The following is a 14,671-nucleotide window of genomic DNA, read 5'->3' as shown; positions in this document are numbered from 1 at the left end:
GTTATAGGTTATTGAAATTAGAGTTTATGGTAAGTGCTAAGAAGCAGTATAAAAGGCTTAAAGGAATGTTACAAAGCATGAAAAGCATGGTGGCAACAATTTTTCTCCAATATTCTTTGCTCCTGAAGCACTCGAAGAGAAGTATTAAAAAGAATACTGAATTAATAATTAAGGCGAAAAAAATGTACGTAAGTCCAAGAAACATTAAACCATCCGCTCGGCTAATTAGGAAGCAAAGAAGAATTAAAGTGCCAATTCCGGCAGAATAAATAGAAACCTGTTTGCTCATGTAAATAATTACGGGATCGTTGTTGTTTTTCATTTTTAAAAGTGCTTTGTTTTTCAAAGTGAATAATTAAAAAAAATAGACTATAATTTTTTTATCATTTTTTCAAGTGCATCCAAATGTGATTTAAAAGCCTGTTTACCCAATTCGGTAATAGAATAGGTAGTACTGGTTTTGCGCCCGATAAACCCCTTATGCACTTTAATAAACTCTGCTTGTTCCAAAGTATTGAGGTGCGAGGCCAGGTTTCCATCGGTTAATTCAAGCATTTGCTTTAAATCATTGAAAGAAATATCATTATTAACAATTAGCATAGACATTACACCCAGCCTTATTCTGCTGTCGAATATTTTATTTAGATCTGCTATTGGGTTCTTCATCTTAGTTACCTCTTTCGTATTTAAAATACATTAAAAGTCCGTAAATAATGTGCAGAACGCCGAAACCAATAGCCCAAAAAAATAGCCCGTAACCTACGTAAAACATGCATATTGTGCCTAAAATAACTTCGCATAAGCCTAAATATCGAATATCGCTGTAAGTATATTTGCTTGCATTAATTAAGGCTAAACCATAAAATATTAAACAAGATGGAGCAATAATACTATAAGTATTTGGGTGGTTAATGAGCAAAGCGATGATAAATAAGCCTCCTGCCACCAAAGGAATGGCTAAATTTGCTAGAAGAGCTTTAGAAGTTTTATCCCACATGGGTAAATTATTTCTTTGACTTTTTCTATAAGTAAACAAAATACCACCCGCCAATGCCACAATTAAAACAATTAAACCTAGTTTAACCAAATTAAATTCTAAATCTATTTCGCCAGTTACCCCGTAAGCATAGCCGCGTTTATTTATAAATTTATCAATTTCATCATTAGCAAAATAAGCTCCAATAAGTGCAATTGCACCTGCAAAAACGCCTGATAAACCACTTAAAGATATAAAACGAGAGGAGCGATCCATCATCTGTCTGATATCCTTTAACGCATTTAATTGTTCTTCTGTATTGCTCATTTTAAAAGTGCTTTGTTTTTCAAAGTTAAATAAGAAATTGAAAACTCCAAACTTTATTTTAACAAATATTTCAATTATGTTCTGAGCTTTCGTCTTTAAGCTTTTTTAGTAAATTTGAGCCATGCTAAAAGCCACAGGAATAAGAAAATCATATGGAGATTTATCCATTTTGAAGGGGGTAAATTTTGAAGTAGAAGAGGGGGAAATTGTGAGCATAATTGGGCCATCAGGTGCAGGTAAAAGTACATTACTACATATATTGGGCACTTTAGATAAGCCAGATAAAGGTGTAGTAGAGCTTAAAGGAACAACTATTAGTACCTTAAATGGTAATTCGCTTAGCAACTTTCGCAACCAAAATATAGGTTTTGTTTTTCAATTTCATCATTTATTGCCAGAGTTTAGTGCGGTGGAAAATATTTGTATTCCAGCGTTTATAGCTAAAACAAATAAGAAGCAGGCTGAGTTAAGGGCATTAGAGCTTTTAGATTTATTTGGCTTAAAAGATCGTGCAGATCACAAACCGAATCAACTTTCTGGTGGCGAGCAACAGCGTGTAGCCATTGCCAGAGCATTAATAAACAAACCTTCAATTGTTTTGGCAGATGAACCCTCGGGTAATTTAGATTCTGAAAATGCCGCTGCTCTACATCAGCTATTTGTAAGTTTAAGAGATAATTTTAAGCAAACTTTCGTTATTGTAACCCATAATGAACACTTGGCAAAAACAAGCGATCGTGTGGTGAGCATGAAAGATGGATTAATTGTTTAGTAAATTTAATAATTATAGAGTTAATGAATGAGCATCAAAACATTCACTCATTCAAAATTAAAAATAGATTCAAATACTTTGAAAATACTTATCACGGGCGGTAATAACGCTAAAACATTAAAACTATTAAAAGCTTTTCCTGGTCATTTTGTGCTACTTGCAGATTATGGAGATGTGCCAGGAATACTTACTGAAAACTATGGATTTGCATCATTGGGTGCGGTTAATAAAGATAGCATCGCACATATTTTATTAAATTTTTGCATCACTGAATCAATAGATTCTATTATTCCACTGCACGATTATGAAATTGAGCCATTGGCAAAATCGGCGGTTTTATTTAATGAATATGGTATTCAAGTACTGTTACCTTCTTTAGAAAAAGTTGGTGATTATATTAATACAGATGCTGTGAAATACAACGATTTCGCCGTTTTTATTCATGGAGAGTTAATTTTTACAACCAATAAGATAATGCCTGATAATATTGAGGTGGATTTGAACGGAATATTTGGTTTTAATGACGACACTACAAATTTTAAACTTTTTACAATATAGATATGGATGGATATCAATATGCTGAAGACAAGAAAATTGTAATATTTGAACTGGATGACGTACTTTTTCCAGCAAAAGATTATTTGCTTCAGGTTTATTATCTTTTTGCTCAATTTATAGAATATACCGAGCAGAAAAATGCGCAGGAAATTATTGAGTTTATGCGTTTAACTTATGAGAATGAAGGTGAGATTGGAATTTTTGAAAAGGCTGCTGTAAAATTCGATCTCGATAAAACCTACCGAAATAATTTTGATTTACTCCATCAAAATGCCAGATTACCATTAAAGCTACTTTTGTATAAAAATATGCTTGAGTTTTTGCAGGAACTTGTAATAGAAAGGAAGAAAATTTTTATCGTTACAAGCGGAAACCCTGAAGAGCAACTTAATAAAATTAAACAAACGGAATGGAATGGATTAGAGCAATATTTAACCGTTTTTTTCGCTGATGAACTAAATTTACCGAAATCTCAAATATTTGGAAGCATATTGGCTAGCAACAATTTAACCGAAAATGAAGTGTTAGTTGTTGGTACAAATAATTTGGATGCACAACAATCTAAATTAATTAATTTGCCGTATATTGTGTCACAAGAAATTTACAGGTAAATATGTTTAGAAAATCTATTGCACAAAGGATTTGTTTGTGCGCTTTAGTTGTCGTTCTGGGTTTTACTTCATCATGTAAGAAAAATAGTAGTCAGCCAGAAGAAAATACTCCGACAATTCCAGAAACCAATAATCTTCAAACGCCAACAAAGGATAGAAACCTTTTAACAAGAGATTCTATCTTTCTTTATGCTAAGCAAACTTATTTTTGGAATGTTGGGATGCCATCGTATGATGATTTTAACCCTCGCCAATATAGTTCTAATGAAAATGTTGTAGCTGCAATTCGTGCTTTAAAAAGTAATGGTAACAAGGATAAGTATTCATTTATTGATGATGGTACTATTGCAACACAATTGAGCGGTGTTAGTGGAGATTATGGCTTTTCTGCAAACTTTGATAATAATGATGTTTTAAGAATCAAGTATGTTTATCCAGGATCGCCGGCTGATAAGCAAAATGTAAAAAGAGGATATAGAATTTCAAAAGTGAATGGAAGTCCAAATGTTACAAGAGGCAAGGCTAATCTTGATTTTTTGAATGGTGCTATTTTTGGGTCAAATCCTACTGTTTCATTAACACTTGTACCCATGGATGGCAATGCATTTGATGTAACTATAACGCGTGAAAACTATGTTATTAATCCAGTATTGTTTACAAAAACATATACTGTAGGCTCGAAAAAGATAGGTTACATTGTTTTTAACAGTTTTACAACAAATGCACTACCTAAGCTTGATGCAGCTTTTAAAGCTTTTGCGGCAGATGGAATTACTGAATTAATTGTTGATTTACGTTATAATGGAGGAGGTTCTGTATCTACTGCGGATGCTTTTACCAATTTTATCGCTCCACCATCACAGAATGGAAAGGTAATGTATACCACGTATTTTAATCAAACCATGCAGGATGGGAAGGCTACCATTTTAGAAAACCAAAAATTCTATTATCAAGGTACACTGTATTCTATGTTTGATAATTCTTATAAACCAACTCAGGCAGCAGGAAATCAAGAGGTTTTTAAAAAGCGTGGAACTGTAAATAACTTGACAAGAGTTTATTTTCTGGTTACCAATAATACAGCCTCTGCAAGTGAATTGTTGATTAACAATTTAAAACCAGTAATGGATGTTAAACTAATTGGAAGTAACACGTACGGTAAGCCTGTAGGGTTTTTCTCTATCCGAATTAATAAAAGTGATTTATATATTCCACAGTTTCAAACCAAAAATTCCGTTAATTTCGGCGATTATTTTAATGGAATGGCTGTTGATAAAACCGTTACTGATGATATGGCTGCAGACTTTGGGGATACCAGCGAAAGTTTATTATCACAGGCACTTTATTACAGTAATTACGGTAATTTCTCACTTGCTCAAACTAATAAGTTAGGAAGCACTTCTGGGGTATCAGATACCCAAGTAAACCGTGTTGAGTTATCAGATCATGAATTTAAAGGAATGGTAGAAATGAGAACGCCTACTCTTAAAAAGTAAATTATTAATAACAGATAAATGCCCGGTTAAAACAAAAATCCGGGCATTTTTTGTTGTATAAATTTTACAATTTAAAACGTTTAAAAGTTGTATAACTTATTAAAATTTGATAAGCTTGTTTAACATTAATCGTTAAAGAGACACCATGCCAGTAGAATTAATAGAGAAAGAACACATCAGTTATTTAAACATTATAAGTGCTAAAGAAGATCATTCAGAAGAAATTAAAGAAAAATTAGCAACAGTAGAAAGATTAGGTAATGAGTTTAAAGGTAAAGCCGTTATAACCTTTAACACTACAATTGGTCCAAAACGCGTTGATACCACCGTTTGGGCAGTTTCAGAAAAATATATCCAATTAAAAAATAATATTCATATTCCGCTCAAAAGCTTAATAGATATCGATTTTTAAGTGGCCAGTAAGGCAATAAATCATCCCAAGCATTTATTTACCTTAACTTAAAAATTAATGAGTACGCTCCATAAAATTGCATTAACCTTTATTAAAGGCGTTGGGCAAGCTACGGCTAAAAACTTGCTGGCCTATTGTGGCAACGCCGAAAATGTATTTTCAGCAACTGAAAAACAGCTGTTGAAAATACCAGGAATAGGGGAAAAAACAGTTGAAGCAATTTTAGGAACAAATGCTTTAAAGAGGGCAGAAGAAGAACTCGACTTTGTTCAGAAACATGGGATCGAAGTTTTGTTCTTTTCTGATGAAAACTATCCCAAACGGCTTAAAAACTGTTTTGATTCGCCAATTCTTTTGTATTTTAAAGGAAATGCCAATTTAAATCAGCAACGGATAGTTAGTGTGGTAGGCACTAGGAATGCTACGCCTTATGGTAAAGCATTGTGCCAGCAACTAGTAGAAGTTTTAGAACCTTACAATGCATTGGTGGTTAGTGGCCTTGCTTATGGAATTGATATTGCAGTGCACAAGGAATGTATTAGCAATAATGTGCAAACTATTGGTGTTTTAGGTCATGGATTAGATCGCTTATATCCAAAATTGCATAAAAGTATTGCCCAAAATATGGTGCTAAATGGTGGTTTGCTTACAGAGTTTCCAATATTAACCAACCCTGACCGTCAAAATTTTCCACAAAGAAACCGCATCATTGCGGGCATATCTGATGTAACTGTTATTGTTGAAGCTTCAAAAAAAGGTGGAGCGCTCATTACCGCAGAAATCGCAAATTCTTATAATAGGGATGTTTATGCATTTCCTGGGCGTACAAATGATGCTTTTTCTGAAGGATGCAATTTTTTGATTAAGACTAATAGAGCAGGATTAATTAATAATGCCAAAGATTTAATTTATTATTTAGGTTGGGACGAGCAAGTAGTAACCAAAAAACCTCAAATATCCCTGCACTTGGATTTAACAGCCAATGAACAAAAAGTTGTTGATATTTTGTTGAAAGGACAGAAAGCGATAGATGAACTTGCAATTGAATTAAATATACAGCAAAGTAAGCTAGCAATTGTTGTACTAACTTTGGAGATGCAAGGTATAATCGTTTCATTACCAGGCAAAATTTACAAAATTGCGTAAATGTAATAATTGGATTTGCCCAATAATCAATCTATAATGCCTATCATAATAATAGATTAAAGAATTTAATTTTTATTAAATTAAAATTTCGAAATTATATTTTAATTATATATTAATTTATAAAATACTTAATGTCATTGCTTAATTTTGTGGCATGTGGTATAATAATATTTTAGAAACCATCGGCAATACGCCCCTGGTAAAATTAAATACAATAACGAAATCAACCCCTGCAACAATTTTAGCAAAAATTGAAACGACCAACCCAGGTAATTCAATTAAAGACCGTATGGCTGTTAAAATGATTGAAGATGCAGAAAAGAGCGGTAAGTTAAAACCAGGCGGTACTATTATTGAAGGAACATCTGGCAATACCGGCATGGGATTAGCAATGGCTGCTATTATCAAAGGTTACAAATGTATTTTTACTACAACAGATAAACAATCTAAAGAAAAAGTTGATGCTTTACGTGCTTTTGGTGCTGAGGTAATTGTTTGCCCAACCAATGTAGAACCAGAAGATCCACGGTCTTACTATTCAGTTTCTTCTCGTTTGGAGCGTGAAGTTCCAAATTCTTGGAAACCAAATCAATACGATAATTTGGCCAATTCACAAGCGCATTACGAGCAAACTGGTCCTGAAATTTGGAAGCAAACTGAAGGTAAAATTACCCATTTGGTAGTTGGTGTTGGTACTGGTGGAACTATTTCTGGAACAGGAAAATATCTAAAAGAACAAAATCCTAATATTAAAATTTGGGGAATTGATACTTACGGTTCAGTATTTAAAAAATATAAAGAAACAGGCATTTTTGATAAGGACGAAATTTATCCATACATCACTGAAGGTATAGGTGAAGACTTTTTACCTGCTAACGTTAATTTTGATGTGATTGATTTGTTCGAAAAAGTAACGGATAAAGATGCGGCCTTAATGACCAGAGATATTGCACGCAAAGAAGGCATATTTGTAGGAAATTCTGCAGGTGCTGCCATTGCCGGATTACTTCAGTTAAAGGATAAATTAAAACCTGAAGATGTAGTTGTTGTGATTTTCCACGATCATGGAAGCCGTTATATGGGGAAAATGTATAACGAGGATTGGTTGCGTGAAAGAGGATTTTTACAAGATGAAAAGCTTACAGCTAAATCTATCCTTGCTAAAAAAGATACTACCGAAATTGTAACGCTTGATGCTCAAAAGACTGTTTTAGAAGCAATCAATACTATTAAATCCATGAATATATCACAAATTCCAGTTACACAACAAGGTATGATTGTTGGTAAAATTGCTGAAAGTGATATTTTAACCGCTTTATTAGAAAATCCTGGATTAAAATCTGCACCAGTTGCCGAAATTATGACTGCTACATTTCCCTTTGTTGATTTAAATACTTCGATAGATAAAATTTCTTCGATGATTAATAAAGAAAATTCGGCTGTTTTAGTTGAAGATGAATCTGGTAAAATTGAAATTATTACTCAATACGATATTATTAATGCAATATCAGGTTAGTTAAATTCTAATACTGTCGTCCTTTGCGAGGCACGAAGCAATCTTACAACACTTGCCAGGAGGCTAAGCCAAAGCATTAAGATTGCTTCGTGCCTCGCAATGACGAAAAGCTATAAAAAATGCTCAAGTAAAGTTTTTACTTGAGCATTTTTTATAATCGATATTTTAGCGGTGGGTTTTACCTTAAACCTTCCGCCTTTAAATCCTCAACCTTACTAGTGACTTGGAGCATCAGCGTTTACACGCTTAATTTGAGCGCCTAATGCACGTAAACGAGTGTCGATATCCTGATAACCGCGTTCAATTTGTTCTATGTTATAAATAGTCGATTTACCTTCGGCAGATAAAGCAGCAATTAATAATGAAACTCCAGCTCTAATATCAGGAGAAGTCATGCTAATACCACGAAGTTTGTATTTTTTATCAATACCATTAACGGTTGCACGGTGTGGATCGCAAAGAATAATTTGGGCACCCATATCAATTAATTTGTCCACGAAGAATAAACGGCTTTCAAACATTTTCTGATGTATTAACACATTTCCTTTCGCTTGTGTAGCTACAACCAAAACAATGCTCAATAAATCAGGTGTAAAGCCTGGCCAAGGAGAATCTGCAATAGTTAAGATAGATCCATCAATAAAGGTATCAATCTCATAGTGTTTTTGCGAAGGAACATAAATGTCATCACCTCTGCGCTCTAGTTTGATACCTAGTTTTTTAAAAACTTCTGGAATAACGCCCAATTCATCATAACAAACATTTTTAATCGTAATTTCTGATTCAGTCATGGCTGCTAGACCAATAAAAGATCCAATTTCGATCATGTCAGGCAACATTCTATGTTCAGTACCACCTAAAACCTTAACACCTTCAATGGTTAATAAGTTAGAGCCAATACCAGAAATTTTTGCGCCCATGCGATTAAGCATTTTACAAAGTTGCTGTAAATAAGGCTCGCATGCTGCGTTGTAAATAGTGGTTGTACCTTTTGCTAAAACAGCAGCCATAACAATATTAGCCGTTCCCGTTACAGATGCTTCATCCAATAAAATGTAGGCACCCTGTAAATTGGTTGCATCAACGTTAAAAAATGCTTTTTTGCTATCGTAAACAAATTTAGCACCTAATTTTTCGAAACCAATAAAGTGAGTATCTAATCTTCTACGACCAATTTTATCACCACCTGGTTTAGGGATTGCTGCCTTACCAAAACGTGCCAATAAAGGGCCAACAATCATAATTGATCCACGCAAACCACCGCCTTTAGCTTTAAAAGTTTCTGATTCGAAAAAGTTTAAATCAATATTTTTGGCTTCAAAAGTGTAAGTATCTTTATTAATTCGCTCAACAATAACACCAAGATCGCCTAATAACTCAATCAACTTATTTACATCCTTAATATCGGGGATATTACTGATGGTTACTTTCTTTTCTGTTAACAATACAGCTGATAAAATCTGTAAAGCCTCGTTTTTGGCGCCTTGGGGAGTAATTTCGCCTTTTAATTTAATTCCGCCTGTTATTTCAAATGCGTTCATATATTTTTTAATTAATGCCGGTCTGTTTATTAAAGAAATTAAATTTCAATGGTTTAGTTTTACAGACATGATTAAAATTTCTTTTAATCAATTAATATTTAGGTTTATTGTTGTTGTTTGGTCTGCGGTTGTTGTTGTTATTATTCTGGCGATTTTTACCATTGTTATTATTGTTTCTTCCGCGGTTGTTGTTATTGTTCTGACGAGGATTTTGTTGTCTAAACTCAACCTTAGCTAAATTTACATTTTCTTCTAAGCGTAATAAACCACCAGATAAATCGTGCAAATCCTTTAAAATAGTTTCATCAGATACATTGTCTTTATTCCAGGTAACATAAGCCATTTTCATAAAATTGGCGATTCCCTGTACCATAGCTTTTTTCTGCTCAGGATTTTCTTCACGCATAGCTTTCTCAATCAGCGTTTCAACAGTTTTACCATAATGTTTATAGGTAATTCTTTGCTGCGGATAACCGATATGTGCTGGTTTTATGTAAGCATTTTCAATCAAAGGTTTTGGATAAGGGCTATCAACATCAATCTGATAGCCAGAAATAATGTGTAAATGATCCCAAAGTTTGTGCTTAAAATCTGCCACATCACGTAAATGCGGTTGTAAAAAGCCCATCAGGTCGATAACCGCCTGAGCATATTTATTACGTTCTTCAATGGTTGGTAATTCGCAAATATACTTCACCATGTTTTGTACGTTACGGCCATATTCCGATAAAATCAGATGACTGCGTGTAGTGTTATAATCAAAATTCATGTATGGATAAATTAATAGATAAAGAACCCGGCGATACGAATTATGAAATAACCAGAGGAGTTTAGGTTATGAATTCACCGAAATGTCTATTGCCAGATTTCGTTTTTATGTACTCAAAGATAAATAAATATTTGAATCTGCTATAATTTTAGTCGATTTGTTATAAAATAATCAGAAATAGTGCGCTTTTTATTTTGAAAATGATTGTTTTAGTGCGTTTTGGCCTTACCAGTCCCGCTTTTCCTCCTGCACGATGAAAAATCGGTGCATCCGTTCAATCGGGTTTAAGTAACGCGAAGCTTTAATATTTCAGATTCTCAATGAAGCAATCAGCTACATTTCATCACTATTTTTTGGGTAATCAAAGAAAACCATTTCTCCTGTACCACGACTAACCATTTTCCAGGATTCAAAAGGAAAGGTAATTAAAACCATGCCTGCAGTAGGGATATTGTAAATGTTTGCATCACACAATTCGTTAGCAAAATCAGTAAAACCAGGATTGTGACCAAACATAATTACAGTACTAGCATTATCGTTAAAAGCATTAACAACTTTAAGTAAAGTAGTTGTGTTGGCTTCATAAATGGCTTTTTCAAGCTGAATATCCTCTGTTTTGTAAGCTTCGGCAAAATATTTAGCTGTAGTAATGGCTCTGTTTGCAGGACTGCTTACCATCAAATCAAATTTGAAACCACGCTTTAAAAGCCGATCAGCCATTTCTGGTGCGTTTTCTTTCCCTCTTTTATTCAAAGGTCTTTCAAAATCTGTTTGTGCTGCCGTTCCCCAATCTGATTTTCCGTGCCTAACCAATAATAATTGTTTCATACGCTCTATTTATTAATAAAATCAACAACCATTTCATTCGGAATGTTTTTCATGCACTTAAAATGTGTTAATGGGCATTTTTCTAAACCAAATTTTGAGCATGGGCGACAGTCTAAATCTACTCCAGCAATTAAAGAATCGGTAATTTTATACGGTTGTACGCCCAACAAATCGGGTGTTGTACCGCCCCAAATAGAAGCAAGAGGCTTATTAAAAGCTTCAGAAATATGTGTTAATCCTGTATCAAAACCAATTACTTTATGCGCTTTAGAAACCAGAAAAACAGATTGATCGAGGTTGGTTATTCCGCAAGTGCTATAAACATTATTGCCAACAGCATTTTTAATAACTTCGGCGTTATCTTTAACATCCGGACCGCCCAACAGTACGATTGGAAGATTAAGCCCTTTACAAATTTCTATAATCTTATCATTTGGCAATCGCTTAGTAAAATGCGTTGCACCAATAATAAAAGTTACAAACTTTTGCTGGTGGCTTTCAGGTAAAAACTCACTTAAACTATATTCCTTGGAAATGTAATAATCAATAGGTTTATTGTCGTTTTTTACGCCTAAAGATTTTACTGTATCCAAGTATCTTTCTACCAAATGCCTTGGGTCTATAAAACTCGTCCATCTAAATTTTAAAACAAAGAGCTTGCTCAGTCTATCTTTTTTATAAGTTAGAGCAGGGATATTAGTAGATAACTTAATGATAGAAGTGCGTAAATTATTATGCAGATCAACAATTAAATCAAATTTCTCTTGTTTAATATCTGCAATTGTTTCCTTAAGCGTTGCTTTTAAGGTATGTAATTTAGTTAAATAAGGGTTGTTTTGATAAATGTATTGAAATTCCTTTTTGGTTAAAAAATGGATTTCAGCACCGGGTATTTGTTCTTTTAAGCAGCGTACAACGGGTGTAGTATAAATAATATCACCCATTGAGCTAAACCTTATGACTAAAATTTTTGTAGGTGTATTCAAATTAGCCCTCGTTTTTTATTTTTTCAATAATGGCAGTAGAGGAGTATCCTGGTAAAAAAGAAAGTACTTCTACTTTTCCGCCTTTTTTAAGCGTTTCTGTTGCACCAACAATGGTTTCAATTTTATAATCGCCACCTTTTACAAGTACATCAGGCTCAATTGTATTAATTAATTTAAGTGGTGTATCTTCATCAAAAAGAATAACTGCATCTACAAAAAACATGGCTGCGAGTAATTGTGCTCTGCTAAATTCATTGTTTACAGGTCTGGTTTCTCCCTTAATCTTCCTAACAGATGCGTCAGTATTTAAACCAATAATAAGTTTATCGCCCAAACTTGCCGCTTCATTTAAATATGCAACATGCCCAGGATGAAGCAAATCAAAACATCCGTTTGTAAAAACAATTTTTTGATTATTACTTTTCCAGCCGTCGATCTTTTCTTTTAGATTGTCTGGATTGAGTATTTTATCTTCAAGTACCTTTGTTGTATTTCTGGCCATGTTAAATTTTAATTACCAGCTAAAATTTAATTATTAGCAGGGGCAAATATAAGTATTAAGGTGCAATCCGAAGCTCATAAAAACCTCCGAATTGCAAAGTCACAAGATTAGAAGCGAATTATTTTTTGGAAATTATTGTCAGTAGCTTTTGGCTCATGCAGTCCCGCCCTTTGCTAAATCCCGATAGAAAAATCGGGATACCGCGGTCGGTCAGGTTTATTTAACAAGAGCATCAATAAGCGCACAAACTTTGTATCTAAACAGGATTGAAACGGCATCCCGATTTTTTCTATCGGGATACAGTGTAAAAGCCTGACTTCAATTGCCATGCACACCAAAGCGTTCATTTCCAAATTCTAATGCTTAGCAAGAATAACCAGCTACGTAATGAGAACAAACAAAACTTAGCGAAAATAAACAGCAGTCAGTTGTTAATTACGTTCCCCTACTTTTTCACTTGATGCCTTTTATCGTTTATTAGCGCTTCAATTTCTATTTAAATACGGCGAATTTTATTTAAGTAATCTTTTATTAAAATAATTAGAAATCTCATCAAGAGAAAATGCATTTAAGCACTTATCTGCGCTTAAGCCACCTTTACGCGCTACTAAAATACCATAATGCATATCATAAAACCCTTCAGTACGGTGTGCATCTGGATTAACAGAAAGTAAAACCCCTTTTTCTAATGCATATCGGTGCCAGCGCCAATCTAAATCTAAACGTAATGGATTGGCATTAATTTCTATAACTACATTGTTTGCAGCGCAGGCATCTATAATTTTTTTATAATCTATTGGATATCCGGCACGGCTTAATAATAATCTGCCAGTTGGGTGCCCCAAAATAGTTGTGTAAGGATTTTCAATCGCTTTTAATAAACGATTTGTAGCTTTTTCCTCATCCATCCTTAAGTTACTGTGAACGGAAGCCACAACAAAATCGAAAGTTTTTAAAATTTCATCAGAATAATCTAATGATCCATCGCTTAAAATATCACTCTCAATACCTTTAAAGATTTTAAAAGGAGCTAATTTTTTATTCAATTCATCAATTTCCTGGTGCTGCCCAAATACTCGTTGCTCATTTAAGCCTTTTGCATAAACAGCAGTTTTAGAGTGATCGCAAATACCAAGGTATTCCAATTTTAACTCATTTTTACAATAAAGCGCCATTTCTTCAAGTGTATGCACACCATCGCTCCAGGTAGAGTGATTGTGCAAACTCCCTTTTAAATCTGCATAAGTAATTAAAGTTGGCAATTTGTTTTCCTTTGCCAGTTCTATCTCGTCGAAATCTTCCCTTAGTTCAGGTTCAATAAAAGCTAATCCTGCTTTGTTATAAATATCTTTTTCATCTGTAAATGGACCTGAGCCAGCAAGTTTCAATACTTTTTCAACATGCTCATTGTTTCCAGTTTGCTTAAACCATTCTAGGTAAAATAATGGTTTTTCTACCAGCTGAAGTTTTATTCTTAATCCTGTTTCAGTTGTAGCTATAAATGAATTTTCAGTCTGAATAAAAGAAACGGGTTCAAAGGTATTTAAGGATTCGATTATATCAGATAGTTGTTCTCCACCGATTACAAATTCTAATTCATCGATAATTTCGCAACAGCGACGATATTGTCCGGCAAAGCCTAGTGATGCATTTAAATCTACTTTAATTAACCATTCTGATAACTGTGTAAAAAGTAAATTAGCGAAATTTTGTACCTGTGCATATAAAAATCTGCCATTAGCAGCAAGTTTAAATTCAATCGCTTTTTTAATTTCTTCCTGCGTTTTTAAGCCAAAGCCTTTGGCTTCAATCAATCGATTTTCATTACAGGCATAATAAAGCTCGCCAATACTTTCAATGCCGAGTGTACGCCAAATAATTAATATTTTTTTAGGTCCAATACCCTTTATCGCAAGCATTTCGACCACACCCACGGGTGTTTTTTCAACAATATCATTTAATTCTTGTAAAGTACCTGTTTGCAGCAGTTCAATAATTTTTGATGCCAAGCCTTTGCCAATTCCATCAATCTGATCAATTTCATTTAACGGTTTATCTTTTAAGGCGAACGGTAATTTATCAACCTTAAAATAAGCATTGGCAACCGATTTAATTTTAAAAGGATTTTCTTCATGCAATTCCATTAATTGCGATAAGAGACGAAGGGTGCGGGCGATGGTTTTATTCTCCATAAGTCTGTAAAATTAGAAAATAAAGACTGAAGTTTATTC

General features: G+C 33.8%; 16 protein-coding genes. 7 read left to right on the top strand and 9 right to left on the bottom strand.

The window, feature by feature from the left end; translation table 11 throughout:
• Window position 1: 1 nt before the first annotated feature.
• The 3 genes from EHC72_RS06125 to EHC72_RS06115 are packed head-to-tail and all read right to left on the bottom strand — an operon-like array spanning window position 2 to window position 1,303.
• Window positions 2-322 (bottom strand): hypothetical protein, encoded by a 321-nt coding sequence (locus EHC72_RS06125; RefSeq protein ID WP_131536797.1) that lies wholly within the window; start codon window positions 320-322, stop codon window positions 2-4.
• 47 nt (window positions 323-369) lie between these two features.
• On the bottom strand, window positions 370-666 hold the full coding sequence (locus tag EHC72_RS06120) for a winged helix-turn-helix domain-containing protein (protein WP_131536796.1): 297 nt from the start codon (window positions 664-666) through the stop codon (window positions 370-372).
• Between the two features lies 1 nt (window position 667).
• On the bottom strand, window positions 668-1,303 hold the full coding sequence (locus EHC72_RS06115) for a hypothetical protein (protein ID WP_131536795.1): 636 nt from the start codon (window positions 1,301-1,303) through the stop codon (window positions 668-670).
• 121 nt (window positions 1,304-1,424) lie between these two features.
• Here EHC72_RS06115 and EHC72_RS06110 point away from each other — a divergent pair, with 121 nt between their 5' ends.
• From EHC72_RS06110 to EHC72_RS06080, 7 genes are all read left to right on the top strand, one after another.
• Complete coding sequence (locus tag EHC72_RS06110) at window positions 1,425-2,075, top strand: ABC transporter ATP-binding protein (RefSeq protein WP_131536794.1); 651 nt, start codon at window positions 1,425-1,427, stop codon at window positions 2,073-2,075.
• A gap of 78 nt (window positions 2,076-2,153) precedes the next feature.
• Window positions 2,154-2,633: an ATP-grasp domain-containing protein gene (locus EHC72_RS06105; protein ID WP_131536793.1), complete on the top strand. Its 480-nt coding sequence runs from the start codon at window positions 2,154-2,156 to the stop codon at window positions 2,631-2,633.
• Window positions 2,634-2,635: 2 nt separating this feature from the next.
• Window positions 2,636-3,244, top strand: coding sequence for an HAD family hydrolase (locus EHC72_RS06100; RefSeq protein ID WP_131536792.1), 609 nt, complete (start codon window positions 2,636-2,638; stop codon window positions 3,242-3,244).
• Between the two features lie 2 nt (window positions 3,245-3,246).
• Window positions 3,247-4,740, top strand: coding sequence for a S41 family peptidase (locus EHC72_RS06095; protein ID WP_131536791.1), 1,494 nt, complete (start codon window positions 3,247-3,249; stop codon window positions 4,738-4,740).
• A 145-nt stretch (window positions 4,741-4,885) separates the two neighbouring features.
• Window positions 4,886-5,152 (top strand): hypothetical protein, encoded by a 267-nt coding sequence (locus EHC72_RS06090; protein ID WP_131536790.1) that lies wholly within the window; start codon window positions 4,886-4,888, stop codon window positions 5,150-5,152.
• 57 nt (window positions 5,153-5,209) lie between these two features.
• Window positions 5,210-6,298, top strand: a complete 1,089-nt coding sequence (dprA, locus tag EHC72_RS06085) for a DNA-processing protein DprA (RefSeq protein ID WP_131536789.1) — start codon at window positions 5,210-5,212, stop codon at window positions 6,296-6,298.
• A 154-nt stretch (window positions 6,299-6,452) separates the two neighbouring features.
• Complete coding sequence (locus tag EHC72_RS06080; RefSeq protein ID WP_131536788.1) at window positions 6,453-7,814, top strand: pyridoxal-phosphate dependent enzyme; 1,362 nt, start codon at window positions 6,453-6,455, stop codon at window positions 7,812-7,814.
• Between the two features lie 215 nt (window positions 7,815-8,029).
• Here the strand turns inward: EHC72_RS06080 and murA are convergent, their stop codons facing one another.
• The 6 genes from murA to EHC72_RS06050 form a co-directional block, all read right to left on the bottom strand.
• Window positions 8,030-9,355 (bottom strand): UDP-N-acetylglucosamine 1-carboxyvinyltransferase, encoded by a 1,326-nt coding sequence (murA, locus tag EHC72_RS06075; protein WP_131536787.1) that lies wholly within the window; start codon window positions 9,353-9,355, stop codon window positions 8,030-8,032.
• Window positions 9,356-9,446: 91 nt separating this feature from the next.
• Window positions 9,447-10,124: a DUF4290 domain-containing protein gene (locus EHC72_RS06070; RefSeq protein WP_131536786.1), complete on the bottom strand. Its 678-nt coding sequence runs from the start codon at window positions 10,122-10,124 to the stop codon at window positions 9,447-9,449.
• Between the two features lie 333 nt (window positions 10,125-10,457).
• Window positions 10,458-10,952, bottom strand: coding sequence for a SixA phosphatase family protein (locus EHC72_RS06065; protein WP_131536785.1), 495 nt, complete (start codon window positions 10,950-10,952; stop codon window positions 10,458-10,460).
• Window positions 10,953-10,957: 5 nt separating this feature from the next.
• Entirely contained in the window at window positions 10,958-11,896 is a 939-nt protein-coding gene (locus EHC72_RS06060; RefSeq protein WP_246029385.1) for a glycosyltransferase family 9 protein, read from the bottom strand.
• A 43-nt stretch (window positions 11,897-11,939) separates the two neighbouring features.
• Window positions 11,940-12,440, bottom strand: a complete 501-nt coding sequence (rfaE2, locus tag EHC72_RS06055; protein WP_131536783.1) for a D-glycero-beta-D-manno-heptose 1-phosphate adenylyltransferase — start codon at window positions 12,438-12,440, stop codon at window positions 11,940-11,942.
• A gap of 512 nt (window positions 12,441-12,952) precedes the next feature.
• Complete coding sequence (locus EHC72_RS06050; protein ID WP_131536782.1) at window positions 12,953-14,632, bottom strand: DNA polymerase/3'-5' exonuclease PolX; 1,680 nt, start codon at window positions 14,630-14,632, stop codon at window positions 12,953-12,955.
• Window positions 14,633-14,671: the final 39 nt, after the last annotated feature.

This window comes from Pedobacter nototheniae, assembly GCF_004335085.1.
GTDB classification, from domain to species: Bacteria; Bacteroidota; Bacteroidia; order Sphingobacteriales; family Sphingobacteriaceae; genus Pedobacter; species Pedobacter nototheniae.
Note: the sequence above shows the minus strand (reverse complement) of the source record. Positions and strands in the feature narration are given on the sequence as shown.